This is a genomic window from Streptomyces sp. BJ20 (assembly GCF_022869105.1).
Taxonomy (GTDB): Bacteria; Actinomycetota; Actinomycetes; order Streptomycetales; family Streptomycetaceae; genus Streptomyces; species Streptomyces griseoincarnatus.
In genome coordinates this window covers 4,512,888-4,529,544 of record NZ_CP094918.1, presented here as the reverse complement: position 1 = coordinate 4,529,544, position 16,657 = coordinate 4,512,888, and the positions used below count along the sequence as shown (strand labels likewise).

The following is a 16,657-nucleotide window of genomic DNA, read 5'->3' as shown; positions in this document are numbered from 1 at the left end:
GTCAGGCCTCTTCGGCGACGGTCTCCGGACGGGCGTAGGTGCGGCCCTTCCAGGCGGCGCCACGCCCGCGACGGTGCTGCACCGCCGAGTCCACCGTCATCAGCAGATAGAGGAACGCGGTCACCGGCAGCAGCGGCGCGAGCCACAGCGGCTGCCGGCAGTACCGCAGCATCGGGACGTACGTCCCCGTCATCACCAGCCACGCCGCCGCACCCAGCAGCGCGCACGGCACGCTCCCCGCCGCCGCGCCCACGGCCACCGCGGCCGGCGGCACCAGATACACCAGCACCAGCCCGGCGACCGTCCCCACCAGCAGCAGCGGGCTGTGCCGCAACTGCGCGTACGCGCTCCGCGACACCATGCGCCACAGATCACGCAGCCGCGGATAGGGGCGCACGCTGTCCACGCCGTCCGCGAGCCCCAGCCACACGCGCCCGCCGCTCCGCTTCACCGCGCGGGCCACGGCCACGTCGTCGATCACGGCGTGCCGCACGGCGTCCGGGATCCGCGCCCGCGCGGCGGCGTCGGCGCGCAGCAGCACACACCCGCCGGCCGCGGCGGCCGTCCGCGAACCCGGCCGGGTGATCCTGCGGAACGGGTAGAGCTGCGCGAAGAAGTACACGAACGCCGGCACGACCAGCCGCTCCCACAGGCTCTCCACCCGCAGCCGCGCCATCTGCGACACAAGGGCGAAGCCGCCGGTCCGGGCCGCCGCCACCAGCCGCCGCAGACTGTCCGGGGCGTGCGCGATGTCGGCGTCCGTCAGCAGCAGGTACTCGGGGTCCCGGGCGCGGGCCAGCTCCACGCCGTGCCGCACCGCCCACAGCTTGCCCGTCCACCCGGACGGCGGTTCGCCGGGCGTCACCACGGTGAGCGCGAGCCCGTCCTGCCGCCGCGCCAGCTCCCGGGCGAGGTCCCCGGTGCCGTCCGTGCTGCCGTCGTCGACGAGGAAGATCTCCGCCCGGCCCGGATAGTCCTGGGCGAGCAGCGACGGCAGGCTCGCGGGCAGCACGGACGCCTCGTCGCGCGCCGGGACCACCACGCACACGTCCGGCCACACGTCCGGATCGCGCGACACCGGAAGCCGTACGTCCGTGCGCCAGAACCACCCCTGGAACAGCAGCAGCCACAGCCAGGCGGCGAGGGACACGGCGGCACTCCACACGACGGCGCTCACGTGCGCAGTCTGCCCCACGGCACGGCCCCGCGGCGGCTCATCGTCTATCGTGGCCGGGTGAAGATCGCGCTCATGGACTCCGGAATCGGACTGCTGGCGGCCACCGCCGCGGTACGGCGACTGCGCCCCGACGCCGATCTGGTGCTCTCCCTCGACCCCGACGGCATGCCCTGGGGGCCGAGGACGCCCGCCGACCTCACCCGGCGTGCCCTGGCCGTCGCCGAGGCGGCCGCGGTGCACCGGCCCGACGCCCTGATCGTCGGCTGCAACACCGCCACCGTGCACGCCCTCACCGCCCTGCGCGCCCGCCACGAGCCCGACCTGCCGGTCGTCGGCACCGTCCCCGCCATCAAGCCGGCCGCGGCCGGCGGCGGCCCGCTCGCCATCTGGGCCACCCCCGCCACCACGGGCAGCCCTTACCAGCGCGACCTGATCAAGCGGTTCGCCGCGGGCGTCACCGTCACCGAGGTGCCCTGCCCGGGACTGGCCGAGGCCGTGGAGCGCGCGGACGGCACGGCGATCGACGAGGCCGTCGCCGCGGCAGCCGCGCTCACCCCGGACGACGTGACCACCGTCGTCCTCGGCTGCACCCACTACGAGCTGGTCGCCGACCGCATCCGGGCCGCCGTGCCGAGCCCCGGACCGCAGCCGCTCGCCCTGCACGGCTCCGCCGGTGCGGTGGCCGCCCAGGCCCTGCGGCGGCTCGGCGAGCAGCCCGCCCCCGACGCCCCCGCCACCGGCACACTGACCGTGCTGCTCAGCGGGCGCCCCGGCGGGTTGCCCGATGCCGCCCTCACCTACCCGGAGGGCGGGCTGCTCCAGGCGGCCGTCCCCGCCCGGACGGCTCAGTAACGCCCCGCGAGGCCGTACCCACGGAGCGAATCCTGAGTAACCTCGAGGCATGAGGGACCACCGCTCCGGTGAGCACGGCCCGTACTCCGAGGTCTGGACCGGTCGCGCCACCGCCCGCTTCCAGTGGCTGCTGGCGCTCGTCGGCGCCGCCTGCATGGCACTCGGCATCGCCCTGGCCGTCGACTCCACGTGGACGTCCGGGGTCGCGCCGCTCGCCATGGCCGTCGTCGGCTGCATCGCGGCCGGACTCCTGGTGCTGTTCGGCACCCTCGCCTTCGTGCACGTCGCGCTGCGGGTCGACGAGGACCACCTCGAGGTGCGCTGCGGCCACATCGGCGTGCCCCGCCGCCGTATCCCGCTCTCCCACGTCGCCGGCGCCGACTTCGCCCCGCACGTCACCCCCCGTCACTGGGGCGGCTGGGGCTACCGCTGGCGCCCCGAGAAGGGCACGGCGGTCGTCGTCCGCCGAGGTGAGGGTGTGGTCCTCCGTCTCGCCGACGGCCACACCTTCACCGTGACGGTGGACGACGCGGAGGCGGCGGTCCGGGTCATCCGCGGCCGGCTGCGGCTGAGGAGGCCGGACAAGGTCTGAGCGGCCGTGCTTCCGGGCGCGGCGTTCCGTCACCGGGCGGGGCGGAAGTCGCCCCTCGGGCCGAGACGCGGCACTGAATCGTCCCACGCGCGTCCCGGGCAGCTCGCGGCATGCTGCCCTTGAGCGGCTCGCACGCGGAACCGTCGCCCCCGCCGCTCGTGAGGAAGTCACGAGAGGCCCTTCACCGAACGGCTCCTCCCCGTACCTCGCCCGCACGGCGGGCCGTGTCCAGGGCGAAGGGGCGGGAAGTCGCGAGGCCGGCGAGGTAGCCCGTGCCGACCGCCACCGCCGTGAAGCTGAGCGCGTTGCCCACCGTGGCGACGGCCGCCAGCGCGGTCAGGGCGGCGGCCACGGTCAGTACCACCGGAGTCGGGCGCCGACTGCGCCACAGGGCGTACAGCAGCCAGCCGAACGCCGCCGTCAGCAGCAGCACCCCGACCACGCCCTGCTCCGCCGCGAGCTGGAGCGGAGCGGAGTGCGGCTTGCCGTCGGACAGCGGCGACCCGAGGGACGCAGCGCTCAGCTCGCCGAAGCGTCCCGGTCCGACGCCCAGACCCGCGTGCGTACGGGCCAGGTCGAGGGCGTCGTGCCACAACGCCACCCGGTGCGGGGTGAGCCGCCCCTCCAGCGACGCGGCGAAACCGTCCGGCACCGCGCTCCCGGCGACGGCCCAGGTCAGCCCGGCCGCCCCGGCGGTGATCACGCCCAGCCCGGCGAGGGCGGCGCCACGGCGCCGTACCCGGCCGGCGGCCAGCGAGACCGCCAGCACCACCACCGCGGCCACACACCCCGTGACCGAACCCAGCATCGCCGCCGTCACCGCGATGCCCGCCGCGAGCAGCCGCATCGCCGAACGGACGGCGGACCCGGACGCCGCCCAGGCCGCGCAGGAGGCGGCCCCCGCCGACAGGATCACCATGGCGGTCGTCGCCCCGGCGTGTCCGAGCGGCGCGGTGATCTGCGGGCCCGGCGCCAGATGGGGGACCCACACCGTGAGCCCGATCCCGGCCAGCGCGCCCGCGCAGGGCGCGGCCACCGGCAGCAGCGCCCCGCCGATCCGGCCCGCCGCGTACCCCGCGGCCACGGCCAGCACCGCGAGCAGCATCCCCTCCGGACGGCCGTCACGGGCCGCCGCCGTGATCAGGGGCCAGGCCGCGCACGCGCCCAGCACCACCACACCCGCCGCGTCGGGCCCCGTCCGTCTCTCGCCGTCCGCGTCCGCGCCCGCGGACGCCCTGTCCGTCGTTCCTGAACCCACCCCGCACCCCGCCCACGTCGTGCCCCCGTCCCCTGAGACGGTCCCCGCCCGCGGACCCCCCGTCGGGCCGCGCGGACAAGGCACCGGCACACGGTAACGGCTGGTGGCCCGTTTGGGGACGGCTGGTGACGACTCGCGGGGAAACGGTGACGGGCGGCGGGACCGCGTACCGTCCCGCTTCCCCGTCGCCCCGCGACCGTGCTGTCCGGCCCCAGGTCATGCGCCGTAGACTCCCCGGGTGACCGTCACCGCAACATCCGTCGGCGCGTCGGACCCCATGCCGCCGCAGACCACGCCCTCGGCCTGGCGGAAGTGGCGCGCGCGCCTCTTCCCGGCCGGCGCCGCCGCGCTCGCGGGCCTCCTCCTCTACGTCAGCTTCCCGCCGCGCACCCTGTGGTGGCTGGCCCTGCCCGCCTTCGCCGTTCTCGGATGGTTGCTGCGCGGCCGGAGCTGGAAGGCGGGTCTGGGCCTCGGCTACCTCTTCGGCCTCGGCTTCCTGCTGCCGCTGCTGGTGTGGACCGGCGTGGAGGTCGGCCCCGGCCCGTGGCTCGCGCTGGTGGTGATCGAGGCCGTGTACGTCGCGCTGGTCGGCGCGGGGATCACCGTGGTGTCGCGGCTGCCCGGATGGCCGGTGTGGGCGGCGGCGCTGTGGATCGCCGGAGAGGCGGCACGCGCGCGCGTGCCGTTCAGCGGCTTCCCCTGGGGGAAGGTCGCCTTCGGTCAGGCGGACGGCGTGTTCCTGCCGCTCGCCGCGCTCGGCGGCACCCCGGTGCTCGGGTTCGCCGTGGTGCTGTGCGGCTTCGGTCTGTACGAGGTGGTACGGCTCGCCGTGAAGGCGCGGCGCACCGGGAGCCTGCACAAAGCCGCCGCGGTCGTCGGCGTGCTGAGCGTCGCCGTGCCGTTGGCCGGAGCGTTCGCGGCGCGCGCCCTGGTCACGGACAAGGCCGAGGACGGCACGGTCACCGTCGCGGTGATCCAGGGCAACGTGCCCCGTCTCGGCCTGGACTTCAACTCCCAGCGCCGTGCCGTCCTCGACTACCACGCGCGTGAGACGGAGCGGCTGGCGGCCGAGGTCGCCGCGGGCCGTGCCGAGCGGCCGGACATCGTGCTGTGGCCGGAGAACTCCTCCGACATCGACCCCTTCGCCAACGACGACGCGCGCGAGGTCGTCGACCGCGCCGCGAAGGCCGTCGGCGCGCCGATCTCGGTCGGCGCGGTGGTCTCCCGCGACGGGAAGCTGCTCAACGAGCAGATCCTCTGGGACCCGGTGAAGGGTCCCGTCGACACCTACGACAAGCGGCAGATCCAGCCGTTCGGCGAGTACCTCCCGCTGCGCTCCCTGGTCGGCGCGATCAACGAGGAGTGGACCTCGATGGTGCGCCAGGACTTCAGCCGCGGCTCCGAGCCGGGCGTGTTCGACCGGGACGGCGCCGCCGTCGGCCTGGTCACCTGCTACGAGGCCGCCTTCGACTGGGCCGTGCGCGACACCGTCACCGACGGCGCGAAGATGATCTCCGTGCCCAGCAACAACGCGACCTTCGGCCGCAGCGAGATGACCTACCAGCAGCTCGCCATGTCCCGGGTCCGCGCCGTCGAGCACAGCCGCGCGGTCACCGTGCCGGTCACCAGCGGCGTCAGCGCCGTCATCATGCCGGACGGGACGATCACGCAGAGGACCGGCATGTTCGTCGCCGACCACCTGGTGCAGGAGGTGCCGCTGCGCACCTCGCAGACCCCCGCCACCCGCCTCGGCACCCTCCCGGAGAGCCTCCTCGTCCTCCTCGCCGCAGGAGGACTCGGCTGGGGCGTGGCCGCCGCGGCACGCGCCCGGCGGACCGGCGAGCAGCGGGGGACGACCCTCCGACGTGCCCGGATGCGCCCTCGGGCGGCGGTTAGGGTCGGGGCATGGCGACTCCTGACTTCATCCACACCCTGCGCGCCTCGGCCGGTCATCAACTGCTGTGGCTGCCCGGCGTCACGGCCCTCGTCTTCGACGACGACGGCCGCGTGCTGCTCAACCGCCGCGCGGACACCCGCAAGTGGTCGGTGATCGGCGGCATCCCCGACCCGGGGGAGCAGCCGGCGGCCTGCGCCGTGCGGGAGGTCGAGGAGGAGACCGCCGTACGCTGTGCGGTGGAGCGGGTGGTGCTGGTCCAGGCCTTGGAGCCGGTGACGTACGGCAACGGCGACATCTGCCAGTACATGGACATCACCTTCCGCTGCCGTGCCGTCGGCGGCGAGGCCCGGGTGAACGACGACGAGTCGCTGGACGTCGCCTGGTTCGCGGTGGACGCGCTGCCCGAGCTGAACGACTTCGCGAGCTTCCGCATCAAGCAGGCGCTCGCCGACGCACCCACCTGGTTCGAGCCCGCACCCACATGGCTCGACCCCACTGGAAACAGCTGAACTGTGGGGCGCGACCACATGGGTCGTCCGGGGCGTGCTGCCTAGGGTCAACCCCATGACCGCGCCCAGTGCCCTCCCGGCTCCCCACGACACCCCCCTCGACCTCGGCGGCCGTACCGCGCTCGTCACCGGCGCCGCCGGCGGCATCGGCCGCGCCTGCGCGTTGCGCCTCGCGGCCGCGGGCGCCAAGGTCAGAGCCGTCGACCGGGACGCCGGAGGGCTGGAGGCGCTCGCCGCGGCGGCCGCGGACCTCGGCGGCGCCGTCGAGCCGCACGTCCTGGACCTCACCGACCTGGACGCCGCCGAGGCCGCCGCCGCGGGGACGGACGTTCTGGTCAACAACGCGGGACTCCAGCTGGTGCGGCCCATCGAGGAGTTCCCGCCGGACGTCTTCCACACGGTCCTCACCGTGATGCTGGAGGCTCCCTTCCGCCTCATCCGGGGCGCCCTGCCGCACATGTACGGGCAGGGCTGGGGCAGAGTCGTCAACATCTCCTCCGTGCACGGGCTGCGCGCCTCCGCCTACAAGTCCGCGTACGTGGCCGCCAAGCACGGCCTGGAGGGGCTGTCCAAGACCACCGCCCTGGAGGGCGCGTCCCACGGCGTCACCTCCAACTGCGTGAACCCCGGCTATGTGCGCACCGCACTGGTCGAGAAGCAGATCGCCGACCAGGCCCGCGCCCACGGCATCCCGGAGGAACGTGTCGTGACCGAGGTGCTGCTCCAGGACAGCGCGCTCAAGCGTCTGATCGAACCGGAGGAGGTCGCCCAGGCCGTCGCCTACCTGTGCGGCCCGCAGGCGTCCTTCGTCACCGGCACCTCCCTCGTCCTGGACGGCGGCTGGACCGCGCACTAGACCTGACACCGACCGCGGCCGGCCGTCGGCCGGCGGAGTTTTCCACAGGGCTGACGGGGCGGCCGCCGGATGAGGAATCCTGAGACCCATGCCCCGCGATCACCTGCAGTCCGCCGACCGGCCCGCCTCCGCCGCTGCGGCGGACCGGTCCCGCCCCGACGCCGGCCGGCCCGCCGCCGACGGCGCGGAGGCGCCGTTCCTGCAGCTGCTCGCCCGCGGCGCCGCCGCCGAGGCCTACGAGCAGCCCGTGCTGCTCGCCCGCGCCGAGGGCCGCCCCGCCGAGCGGGTCGCGGCCCTGGAGCGGGCCAAGCTGCTCGCCCTGCGCGTGCGCTCCGAGATCGAGGGGCGCCGCCGCAGGGAGGCCGAGCTGTCCGCCCTGTTCGAGACCGCCCACGACCTCGCCGGGCTGCGCGACCTGGACGCCGTGCTGCGCGCGATCGTGCAGCGCGCCCGCTCCCTGCTCGGCACCGACGTCGCCTACCTCAGCCTCAACGACCCGGAGCGGGGCGACACCTACATGCGGGTCACCGAGGGCTCGGTGGCGGCCCGCTTCCAGCAGCTGCGCCTCGGCATGGGCGAGGGACTCGGCGGCCTCGTCGCCCAGACCGCCCGGCCGTACGTCACGGACGACTACTTCCGCGACGACCGCTTCCAGCACACCCACTCCATCGACAGCGGGGTGCGCGACGAAGGGCTCGTCGCGATCCTCGGGGTGCCCCTGACGCTCGGGGACCATGTCATCGGGGTGCTGTTCGCCGCCGACCGCCGCTCCCGCGTGTTCGAGCGGGAGCAGATCGCCCTGCTCGGCTCCTTCGCGGCGCTCGCCGCGGCCGCGATCGACACGGCCAACCTGCTCGCCGAGACCCGCGAGGCCCTCAGCGGCCTGGAGCGGGCCAACGAGATCATCCAGGACCGCAGCGCCGTCATCGAGCGCGCCTCCGACGTCCACGACCGGCTGGCCGAGCTGGTCCTGCGCGGCGGCGGGGTGCACGACGTGGCCGCCGCCGTCTCCGAGGTGCTGGACGGCACCGTCGAGTTCACCGAGGCACCGGCGGCACCCGCCCGCGCCCTGGATTGCTCCCGGGCCGAGGGCCACGCCGTGCGGCACGGGGACGACTGGATCGCCGCCGTCGCCGCCGGGGACGAACTGCTCGGCGCGCTCGTGCTGCGCGGCCATCCGGGCCTCGACCCCGTCGACCAGCGCACCCTGGAGCGCGCCGCCATGGTCACCTCGCTGCTGCTGCTGGCCCGACGCTCCGCCGCCGAGGCGGAGCAGCGCGTCCGCGGCGAGCTGCTCGACGACCTGCTCGACGCCCGCGACCGCGACCCTCGTCTGCTGCGGGACCGGGCCACCAGGCTGCGCGCGGACCTCGACGCCACGCACGCGGTGCTCGCCGCCCGGCTGGAAGGCGGCGCCGCCGACGCCGACCAGGAGGCCGACGCCCGCAGACGCCTGTGGGCGGCCGCCTCCCACCTCGCCGCGACGCGGCACGGCCTCGCCGCCGCCCGCGACGGGGGCACGGTCCTGCTGCTGCCGCTCACCCCCGGCGACACCGCCACGGGCCTGGCCCGCCGCACCGCCCGCGAGCTGGGCACCGCCGTGCACGAACCGGTCACGGTCGGTGCGTCGGCCCCGGTCGGCCGGCTCCTCGCCCGCCCGGACACGGTGGCCTCGGCGTACGCGGAGGCCCGGCGCTGTCTCGACACCCTGCGGCTGCTCGGCCGCGCGGGCGACGGGTCCGCCGCCGAGGACTTCGGGTTCCTCGGTCTGCTGCTCGCGGGGGAGCGGGACATCGCCGGCTTCGTGGACCGCACCATCGGCGGAGTCGTGGCCTACGACGAGCGGCGCGGCACGGAGCTGCTGCGCACGCTGGACGCCTACTTCGCGTGCGGGATGAGTCCGGCCCGCACCAAGGACGAACTGCACGTCCACGTCAACACCGTGGCGCAGCGCCTGGACCGGGTCGGCCGGCTCCTCGGCGACGACTGGCAGAGCCCGGAGCGCGCCCTGGAGATACAGCTGGCCCTGCGCCTGCACCGCCTGTCCGGCGTCACGCAGCCGCCGCCCGGACAGCACTGACCCCCGCGCCGCCGAAAGCGGACGCGAGGGCCGGGGGCGTACGGGCGGGGATCAGAGGGCGCGCGCGTCCTCCGTCCTCCCGGTCGTGACCGGGGCGCTCGACCCGTCCTCCGTCTCGGGGGACACGTCGGTGAGATCCCGGTGCCGGGTCTCCTTGGCCGCCAGGATCGCGACGACCGTGAGCAGGCTCGCGGCGATGACGTAGAGGGCGATCGGGGTGGAGGTGCCGTAGTCCGACAGCAGCGCGGTGGCGATCAGCGGGGCGGGGGCGCCGGCGGCGACCGAGGCGAACTGCGCGCCGATGGAGGCGCCGGAGTAGCGCATCCGGGTCGCGAACATCTCGGAGAAGAAGGCCGCCTGCGGCGCGTACATCGCGCCGTGCATGACGAGACCCACGGTCACCGCGAGCAGCAGGGCGCCGAAGCCGCCGGTGTCGATGAGCGCGAAGAACGGGAACATCCACAGACCCACGCCGACCGCACCGATGAGATACACGGGGCGGCGGCCCCAGCGGTCGGACAGCGCGCCCCACGCGGGAATCACGGCGAAATGCACCGCGGAGGCGATGAGCACGGCGTTGAGCGCGGTCTGCTTGGACACCCCGGCCGAGGTGGTGGCGTACACCAGGATGAACGCGGTGATCACGTAGTAGCTGATGTTCTCCGCCATCCGCGCGCCCATCGCCACCAGGACGTCACGCCAGTGGTGCTTGAGCACGGCGACGAGCGGCATGCGCTCGGCGGGGGCGTTCTCCGTCTTGCGCGCCTCGGCACGCTTCAGCGCCTCCTTGAACACCGGTGACTCGTCGACGGAGAGCCGGATCCAGAGACCGACGATCACCAGGACACCGGACAGCAGGAACGGGATCCGCCAGCCCCAGGCGCCGAACGCCGACTCCGACAGCACGGCGGTCAGCAGCGCCAGCACACCGGTCGCCAGCAACTGCCCGGCCGGCGCGCCGGTCTGCGGCCACGACGCCCAGAACCCGCGCCGGCGCGCGTCACCGTGCTCGGACACCAGCAGCACGGCGCCGCCCCACTCACCGCCGAGCGCGAAACCCTGCACCAGCCGCAGCACGGTCAGCAGGATCGGCGCCATGCTGCCGATGGTGGCGTGCGTGGGCATCAGACCGATGGCGAAGGTCGCCCCGCCCATCATCAGCAGGCTCAGCACCAGCAGCTTCTTGCGCCCGAGCCGGTCGCCGTAGTGCCCGAACACCAGCGCGCCGATCGGCCGCGCGGCGAACCCGACGGCGTACGTCAGGAACGACAGCAGCGTGCCGACCAGTGGATCGGAGTCCGGGAAGAACAGCTCGTTGAAGACGAGCGCGGCGGCCGACCCGTAGAGGAAGAAGTCGTACCACTCGATGGTGGTGCCGATGAGGGACGCGGCGACGATGCGCTTGAGGTTGTTCGGGGCTGGTGGAGCGGCTGCGGGCGACGACATCGGCACCACTTCCTGGCGTTGCGGGGACGTTTGCGTGTCGCCACACCGTAGGAATCCGCAGGTCAGGCGCACATGTGGCGGGGCACCATAGTTCGGGGGTCGGCTATGCGTGCGGCCACCATGCCGGTCGTGGAAAGGTCGCTGGCTTCGCACCGCCGTGCGGTCAGTCGTCGAACACCCTTAGTGCGGCCGTGCACTCGTTCGCGGTGCTCCCCTCCTCGTTCACGCCGCGTTCAGTATGCGCTTCGAGACTGCCGACCAGGCATGCTCACGATCGTTGAACGAGAGGTTTCTCCGGTGAAGGACCACAACGTCGAGAATGGCGCGGCTGCGGAAGTCTCCCGGCGCCAGCTGGTCAAGTACGCGGGAGTGGGGGCGACGTTCGTCGCCGCGAGCCCGCTCGCCGCGGCAGCCCCCGCGGTAGCGGACGCTGGTGACAACCGCAGACACGGCGGCGGCTCTCGCGGCAGAGTGTGGCGTGCGGGAGACCACCACGTGCACTCGGAGTACAGCGGCTCCTACGACACGTCGACCAATCCGCCCACGTTCCGCAAGGGCGCCGACGCGGTCTATCCGATCGTCACCAACGCGATCATGGCGAAGCACTTCGGGCTCACCTGGGCCATGTGCACCGACCACGGCGGCCCGACGCACTCGAAGGTGAACCTGGAGCAGGCGTACCCGGACCTCCTGCTCTCCCGCCAACTCGTACCCGACGTGCTGCAGTTCTGGGGGATGGAGTTCGACGCTCCGGCCCTGGACCACCACACGCTGATGATCCCTCACCACAAGGACGAGGCGCAGCAGCTGTACGAGCTGGAGAGCCGTTTCGCCAAGCGTGACGCCTTTCCCGCCGATCCGGGCCGTGACACCGAGGCCAAGATGATCGAGTTCCTGAAGGCCGCGAAGGACATGCGGAACAAGCCGCTGGTGATCGCCCACCACGCCTCCCGCTCCGCCACCGGCCTCGGCGTCTACGGACAGGACACCCCTCGCGAGTTCCGCAACGGCAACAACGTCGCGCCGGACATCTATGTCGGCTTCGAGGGAGCCCCCGGCCACCAGGCAGGCCCGCTCAACGGCGGGGCGCGCGGCGGCTACGGCAACTACCCGACCCACGGCGGCTTCGACCAGATGACGGCCCGGGTAGGCGGGCTGTGGGACGCGCTGCTCGGGGAGGGCCGGCGCTGGTGGATCACCGCGACGTCGGACTCGCACGTGCACTGGACGCGCGGCGGTTCCGACTTCTGGCCCGGCGAGTACAGCAAGACCTACGTGCTGGCCCGCCAGGACTACGCCGACATCATGGACGGTCTGCGCAGCGGCCGGATCTGGGTCGGCACGGGCGACCTGATCACCAGCCTCGACCTCACCGCGAGCAGCCGGCACCGCAGCGCGGCCATGGGGGAGACCCTCACCGTGAGCCGCCGCAACCGCACCGATGTCGACATCGAGATCAGATTCCGGCCGCTGGCGGGCAGGAACGCCAACGGTGACCATCCGGAGGTCCGGCGCGTCGACCTCATCGTCGGACAGGTCACGGGTCCGAGCGCCGACCTCGACTCCGACACCAACCCCACCACCGAGGTCGTGGCACGGTTCGGTCCCCGCGACTGGCACAAGCAGGGGCACGAGCACGTCATCAGGCACACCCTGCGCAACGTCGAGACCGACCTCTACGCGCGCGTGCGCGGCACGAGCACCGACGAGGCCGAACCGCTCGCCGACGGGCTGGAGAGCCCCTGGGACGATCTGTGGTTCTACTCGAATCCGGTGTTCGTCCAGGTTCGCTAGTGCCTCTCCGGTGACGTCCCGGCGTCACGGCCGGCCAGCTCGCGCATGGCGCATCTCGTCACGCCGCGGTGCGATACCCATGGGTCCTGCGGAGACGGTGGTCGAGTTCGTGGGCTATGGCATTCAGGTCCGGGGGCCCCACCGACGTCCGGCGACGGCGAACACGCCGGCCAGGGCTTGAAGGGCAGCTTCACCGTCGGCTGACCCATCACCCCTCACCGCGCCGATGGCGGAGCCTGTGGCCCTGTCCGGACGGGGCTGGACTTGGGACTCGTTGCCGCTTGCCTGCCCGGCGTCCTGGGGGAGCCCAGAAGGGGGTCCTCCCAGGACCTGGGTGGGTCAGCGGTGTTCCTTCCCGGTGCCGTCCGCATGGACGTTCTCCGCCGACGGGTGCCGTTCCTCCTTCCGCCCGGGCCGGGTGCGCAGCAGGGAGGCGAGGGCCGCGACGGTGGACAGCCCGAGCAGCAGGGTGCGGTCGGGGACCGCGCCCGCCCACCGGGAGAGGCGTTCCTCCCAGGTGAACTCCGCGTTCACTCCCGTCAACGACGGCAGCGCCGAGGTGCCGCCGTCCGGCGAAGGAGCCGGCCACGCCCAGTGGCACCAGGGCGAGGCAGAGTCCGGCGTAGAAAAGTGCCGTACGGCCCAGGAGCCGGGTGCGGCTGGTGGAGGAGTAGGCGAAGAAGGACGGCAGCAGCGCCGAGCAGGGGCTGAGGAGGGCCAGCAGGCCGCCGAGGAAGGCGACCAGCACGCCCGGGTCACTCATCGCCGTCTTCCTGCTGCCGGGCCTGTTCGGCCGCCTCGTCGATGACGTCGGTGAAGACGTCCGTGGGCTGCGCGCCGAGCACGGGCCGGCCGTTGATCAGGAAGGCGGGGGTGCTGGTGACGCCGATGCCGTAGCCCTCGTCGCTCTCGCGGGTGACCGCCTGGTGGGCGGCGTCGGAGGCCATGTCCTTCTCGAACCGTGCGAGGCCCTCGACGCCGGCCTGGCGGGCCGTGGCGAGGTGATCGTCCTCGCCGAAGTCGCCCGCGTTGCGGCGGCGCGGTTCGGCGTAGGCCTCGTCGTGGAACTGCCAGAAGCGGTTCTGCCGTCCGGCCGCCCAGCCGGCTCGTGCGGCCTGGTCGGACTCGGCGCCGAAGGCGGGGAAGTCGCGCCACTCGATGCGCAGGATGCCCTTGTCGACGTAGTCGCGGACCAGGGCCGGCTTGGTCTCGCGGGCGAAGCGGCCGCAGAAGGTGCACTGGAAGTCGGAGTGCTCGATCAGCACGACGGGTGCGTCCGGACTGCCGAGGACGAGCGGATCGGCGGTGTCCCGGCGGGCCAGGGCGAGCAGTTCCGGGTTGGCCGGCTCCTGTGCCTCAGGGGTCATCGGCTTCGCGGACATCGACGCCGCCCTGCTCCCCAGCGGTCTCGCTGCCGCCCTGCTCCCCAGCGGTCTCGCTGCCGCCCTGCTCCCCAGCGGTCTCGCCGACGAGAGGGCCCACTGCGGGCCGTATGTCGACTGCGGCGGAAGCCGGTTGGGCGTGGACGGATTCCGTCGCGGACTGCCCCGTCCCGCACAGGGACGACAGCAGCACGGCGGCCGGAACCAGAAGGCAGCACAGCACGGAATCCGTGCACGCGTCCCTCGCCTCGCACTCAGGCCCTCACGGGCGTGCTCCCGGCTTGCTTGCGGAGCGGCGCAGCACCCCGTCCGTCGCCTCCTCCGTTCCATGGCGGGCGCGGAGCCCCGGCCGAGTGAGGCACATCGCTTCCGAATACCCCCCGGGGCATAAACCGGATCCTGCTACGGTTGAGCTCATGCATACCCCCCCGGGTATCACTGAAGGTAAGCGAGCAGGAGTTCCCCGCATGGTTCCCGAGATCGACCAGCAGAGGTTTGCCGAGGCGCACGCGACGGGCGTCCTCGTCATCGACGTCCGCAACCGCGGCGAGTACCGCGCCGGCCACGTCCCCGGCGCCCGGTCGGCACCGCTGCCCGACCTCCCGCCGGCCCTCGCCGAACTGCCCAAGGACCGGCCGGTCCACGTCATCTGTCAGGGCGGCGGCCGCAGCGCACAGGCGACCTCCCTGCTCCGCGACCTGGGCTACGACGCCCACAGCGTCAGCGGCGGCACCGCCGCCTGGATCGCCGCCGGCCGCCCCGCGGTCACCGGCGACGAGCCTGGCACCCCCACCGCCTCCACCGCCCCAGCCACCACCGAGGAGACGCGATGATCACCGTTCTGCCCGTCGAGACCCCCGGTCTGGGGGACCGCACCTACCTCGCCCACGACGGCTCTGTGGCCCTGGTGGTCGACCCTCAGCGCGACTACGACCGCGTCACCGCGCTGGCCGACGCCGCCGGAGTACGGATCACCCACGTGTTCGAGACGCACATCCACAACGACTACGTCACCGGCGGCCTGGCCCTGGCCCGCGAGGTGGGCGCCCAGTACCTGGTGAACGCCGACGACGAGGTCTCCTACGAGCGGACCCCCGTCCGCGACGGCCAGGTCATCGAGGTCGGCGACACCATGCGGGTGCGGGTGATCCACACCCCGGGCCACACCCACACCCACCTCTCCTACGCCCTCGAGGCCGACGGGGAGCAGGTCGCGGTGTTCACCGGCGGTTCCCTGCTGTACGGCACCACCGGACGCCCCGATCTGCTCGGCCCGGACCACACCGACACCCTGGTGCGCGCCCAGTGGCGCTCGGCGCGCCGGCTGGCCGAGGAACTGCCGGACGAGACGGCCGTCTACCCCACCCACGGGTTCGGCTCGTTCTGCTCCGCCACCCAGGCCACCGGCCTGGCCAGCACCATCGGCGAGGAGAAGCGCACCAACACCGCGCTGACCGCCGACGAGGAGGCCTACGTCGCCCAGCTCCTGGCGGGCCTGGACGCCTACCCGGCCTACTACGCCCACATGGGCGCGGCCAACTCCGGTGGGCCCGGCAAGCCGGACCTGTCCGCGCCGTCCGTCGCCGACCCGGCCGAGCTGCGGCGCCGGATCGACGCCGGGGAATGGGTGGTGGACCTGCGCGACCGCACGGCTTTCGCCGCCGGGCACGTGGCCGGCAGCCTCAACTTCGGCCTGGACGGCCAGTTCGTCACCTACCTGGGGTGGCTGATCCCGTGGGGTACCCCCCTCACCCTGCTGGGCGAGACCGCCGAGGACGTGGCCGAGGCTCAGCGCGAGCTCGTCCGCATCGGCATCGACCGCCCGGCCGCCATGGCCACCGGCGGACCCGAGGACTGGGCAGGCGGCGCGACCCTGGCCGCCTACGAGCGCGCCACCTTCGGCGACCTCAAGAGCGCCCTGACCGGCGGTGACGAGTTCGTCGTCCTGGACGTGCGCCGCGACCAGGAGCGCACCGAGGCGCACATCCCGGGCTCGGTGCACATCCCCATCCACGAGGTGCCGGGCCGCCTCGAGGAGATCCCCGCGGGCCGCGTCTGGGTGCACTGCGCCGGCGGCTACCGCGCCGGGGTCGTCGCCGCGCTGCTCCACGCCCGCGGCCGTGACGTCGTCGCCGTCGACGACAGCTTCGACCACGCCCTCGACCTCGGGCTGTGCCCCCTCGCCTCCGACACTCCCGAGCCTCACGACAACCGACAGGAGATCACCGCGTGACCACCCCGACCACCCCTCGCGGCCTGACCATCGACGAACTGCGCACCCGGCTCGACTCGGCCAACCCTCCCCGGCTGCTCGACGTCCGCACCCCCGCCGAGTACGAGGGAGCGCACATTCCCGGCTCCTACAACGTCCCGCTCGACACCCTGCGCGAACACCGCGAGGAGCTGACGAAGCACCTGGACACCGACGTGGTGCTGGTGTGCCGCTCCGGCCGGCGTGCCGGCCAGGCCGAACGGGCCCTCGCCGAGGCCGGGCTTCCCGGCCTCGCGGTCCTGTCGGGCGGCATGACGGCCTGGGAGAAGTCCGGCGCCCCGACCAACTACGGCCAGGAGCGCTGGGACATGGAGCGCCAGGTCCGCCTGGTCGCCGGCTCCCTGGTGCTGGTCGGCGCCCTCGGCAGCTTCGTCGTTCCCGGCCTGCAGGCACTGTCCGCGTTCGTCGGCGGCGGGCTCGCCTTCGCCGCGATCAGCAACACCTGCGCCATGGGCGTGATGCTGTCGAAGATGCCGTGGAACCGCACCCCGTCCTTCGACCCGCGCAAGGCCGTCGCCCAGCTCGCCGACGGCAGGTGACCG

The 16,657-nt window shown here is 73.6% G+C and carries 15 protein-coding genes and 1 pseudogene; 10 read left to right on the top strand and 6 right to left on the bottom strand.

The window, feature by feature from the left end:
* Position 1: 1 nt before the first annotated feature.
* Positions 2-1,195, bottom strand: a complete 1,194-nt coding sequence (locus tag MTR79_RS20295; protein ID WP_086705121.1) for a glycosyltransferase — start codon at positions 1,193-1,195, stop codon at positions 2-4.
* A 39-nt stretch (positions 1,196-1,234) separates the two neighbouring features.
* Between MTR79_RS20295 and MTR79_RS20290 the strand changes: the two genes are divergently transcribed.
* Positions 1,235-2,029, top strand: a complete 795-nt coding sequence (locus tag MTR79_RS20290; protein WP_189363997.1) for an aspartate/glutamate racemase family protein — start codon at positions 1,235-1,237, stop codon at positions 2,027-2,029.
* Positions 2,030-2,078: 49 nt separating this feature from the next.
* Complete coding sequence (locus MTR79_RS20285) at positions 2,079-2,621, top strand: hypothetical protein (RefSeq protein WP_244791649.1); 543 nt, start codon at positions 2,079-2,081, stop codon at positions 2,619-2,621.
* A gap of 181 nt (positions 2,622-2,802) precedes the next feature.
* Here the strand turns inward: MTR79_RS20285 and MTR79_RS20280 are convergent, their stop codons facing one another.
* Positions 2,803-3,798 carry an O-antigen ligase family protein gene (locus MTR79_RS20280; protein ID WP_086705118.1) on the bottom strand — a complete coding sequence of 332 codons (996 nt, stop codon included), beginning with the start codon at positions 3,796-3,798 and terminating at the stop codon, positions 2,803-2,805.
* Between the two features lie 319 nt (positions 3,799-4,117).
* On the opposite strand from MTR79_RS20280, the gene lnt reads away from it, so the two are divergent.
* From lnt to MTR79_RS20260, 4 genes are all read left to right on the top strand, one after another.
* Positions 4,118-5,929: an apolipoprotein N-acyltransferase gene (lnt, locus tag MTR79_RS20275; protein WP_244791647.1), complete on the top strand. Its 1,812-nt coding sequence runs from the start codon at positions 4,118-4,120 to the stop codon at positions 5,927-5,929.
* Complete coding sequence (locus tag MTR79_RS20270; protein ID WP_244793259.1) at positions 5,812-6,285, top strand: NUDIX domain-containing protein; 474 nt, start codon at positions 5,812-5,814, stop codon at positions 6,283-6,285. The genes lnt and MTR79_RS20270 overlap by 118 nt, the downstream gene beginning before the upstream one ends.
* Before the next feature lie 55 nt (positions 6,286-6,340).
* Positions 6,341-7,141, top strand: a complete 801-nt coding sequence (locus MTR79_RS20265) for a 3-hydroxybutyrate dehydrogenase (protein ID WP_102637072.1) — start codon at positions 6,341-6,343, stop codon at positions 7,139-7,141.
* A gap of 88 nt (positions 7,142-7,229) precedes the next feature.
* A complete protein-coding gene (locus MTR79_RS20260; protein WP_244791645.1) occupies positions 7,230-9,221 on the top strand; it encodes a GAF domain-containing protein in 1,992 nt (663 codons plus the stop codon).
* 51 nt (positions 9,222-9,272) lie between these two features.
* Here the strand turns inward: MTR79_RS20260 and MTR79_RS20255 are convergent, their stop codons facing one another.
* On the bottom strand, positions 9,273-10,667 hold the full coding sequence (locus tag MTR79_RS20255) for an MFS transporter (RefSeq protein WP_086700507.1): 1,395 nt from the start codon (positions 10,665-10,667) through the stop codon (positions 9,273-9,275).
* Between the two features lie 495 nt (positions 10,668-11,162).
* Between MTR79_RS20255 and MTR79_RS20250 the strand changes: the two genes are divergently transcribed.
* Positions 11,163-12,461, top strand: coding sequence for a phosphoesterase (locus MTR79_RS20250; protein WP_244791643.1), 1,299 nt, complete (start codon positions 11,163-11,165; stop codon positions 12,459-12,461).
* Between the two features lie 339 nt (positions 12,462-12,800).
* On the opposite strand, the gene MTR79_RS20245 is transcribed toward MTR79_RS20250, so the two are convergent.
* From MTR79_RS20245 to MTR79_RS20235, 3 genes and pseudogenes are all read right to left on the bottom strand, one after another.
* Positions 12,801-13,004: a hypothetical protein gene (locus MTR79_RS20245; protein ID WP_244793384.1), complete on the bottom strand. Its 204-nt coding sequence runs from the start codon at positions 13,002-13,004 to the stop codon at positions 12,801-12,803.
* A gap of 22 nt (positions 13,005-13,026) precedes the next feature.
* Positions 13,027-13,224 (bottom strand): annotated as a pseudogene (locus tag MTR79_RS20240) (cytochrome c biogenesis protein CcdA); the annotation flags it as partial.
* Complete coding sequence (locus MTR79_RS20235) at positions 13,217-13,843, bottom strand: DsbA family protein (protein ID WP_279953420.1); 627 nt, start codon at positions 13,841-13,843, stop codon at positions 13,217-13,219. The gene MTR79_RS20235 and the pseudogene MTR79_RS20240, both read right to left, overlap by 8 nt.
* Positions 13,844-14,310: 467 nt before the next feature.
* Between MTR79_RS20235 and MTR79_RS20230 the strand changes: the two genes are divergently transcribed.
* The 3 genes from MTR79_RS20230 to MTR79_RS20220 are packed head-to-tail and all read left to right on the top strand — an operon-like array spanning position 14,311 to position 16,654.
* Complete coding sequence (locus MTR79_RS20230) at positions 14,311-14,676, top strand: rhodanese-like domain-containing protein (RefSeq protein ID WP_086700513.1); 366 nt, start codon at positions 14,311-14,313, stop codon at positions 14,674-14,676.
* A complete protein-coding gene (locus tag MTR79_RS20225; RefSeq protein WP_244791641.1) occupies positions 14,673-16,076 on the top strand; it encodes an MBL fold metallo-hydrolase in 1,404 nt (467 codons plus the stop codon). The genes MTR79_RS20230 and MTR79_RS20225 overlap by 4 nt, the downstream gene beginning before the upstream one ends.
* Entirely contained in the window at positions 16,073-16,654 is a 582-nt protein-coding gene (locus tag MTR79_RS20220) for a rhodanese-like domain-containing protein (protein ID WP_086700516.1), read from the top strand. Before MTR79_RS20225 ends, MTR79_RS20220 begins: the two co-directional genes overlap by 4 nt.
* Positions 16,655-16,657: the final 3 nt, after the last annotated feature.

Bases quoted from the DNA above. Each gene is read 5' to 3' on its own strand.
- MTR79_RS20285 (WP_244791649.1), top strand. From the start codon at position 2,079: ATGAGGGACCACCGCTCCGGTGAGCACGGCCCGTACTCCGAGGTCTGG.
- MTR79_RS20265 (WP_102637072.1), top strand. From the start codon at position 6,341: ATGACCGCGCCCAGTGCCCTCCCGGCTCCCCACGACACCCCCCTCGAC.
- MTR79_RS20260 (WP_244791645.1), top strand. From the start codon at position 7,230: ATGCCCCGCGATCACCTGCAGTCCGCCGACCGGCCCGCCTCCGCCGCT.
- MTR79_RS20255 (WP_086700507.1), bottom strand. From the start codon at position 10,667: ATGTCGTCGCCCGCAGCCGCTCCACCAGCCCCGAACAACCTCAAGCGC.
- MTR79_RS20235 (WP_279953420.1), bottom strand. From the start codon at position 13,843: ATGTCCGCGAAGCCGATGACCCCTGAGGCACAGGAGCCGGCCAACCCG.
- MTR79_RS20230 (WP_086700513.1), top strand. From the start codon at position 14,311: ATGGTTCCCGAGATCGACCAGCAGAGGTTTGCCGAGGCGCACGCGACG.
- MTR79_RS20225 (WP_244791641.1), top strand. From the start codon at position 14,673: ATGATCACCGTTCTGCCCGTCGAGACCCCCGGTCTGGGGGACCGCACC.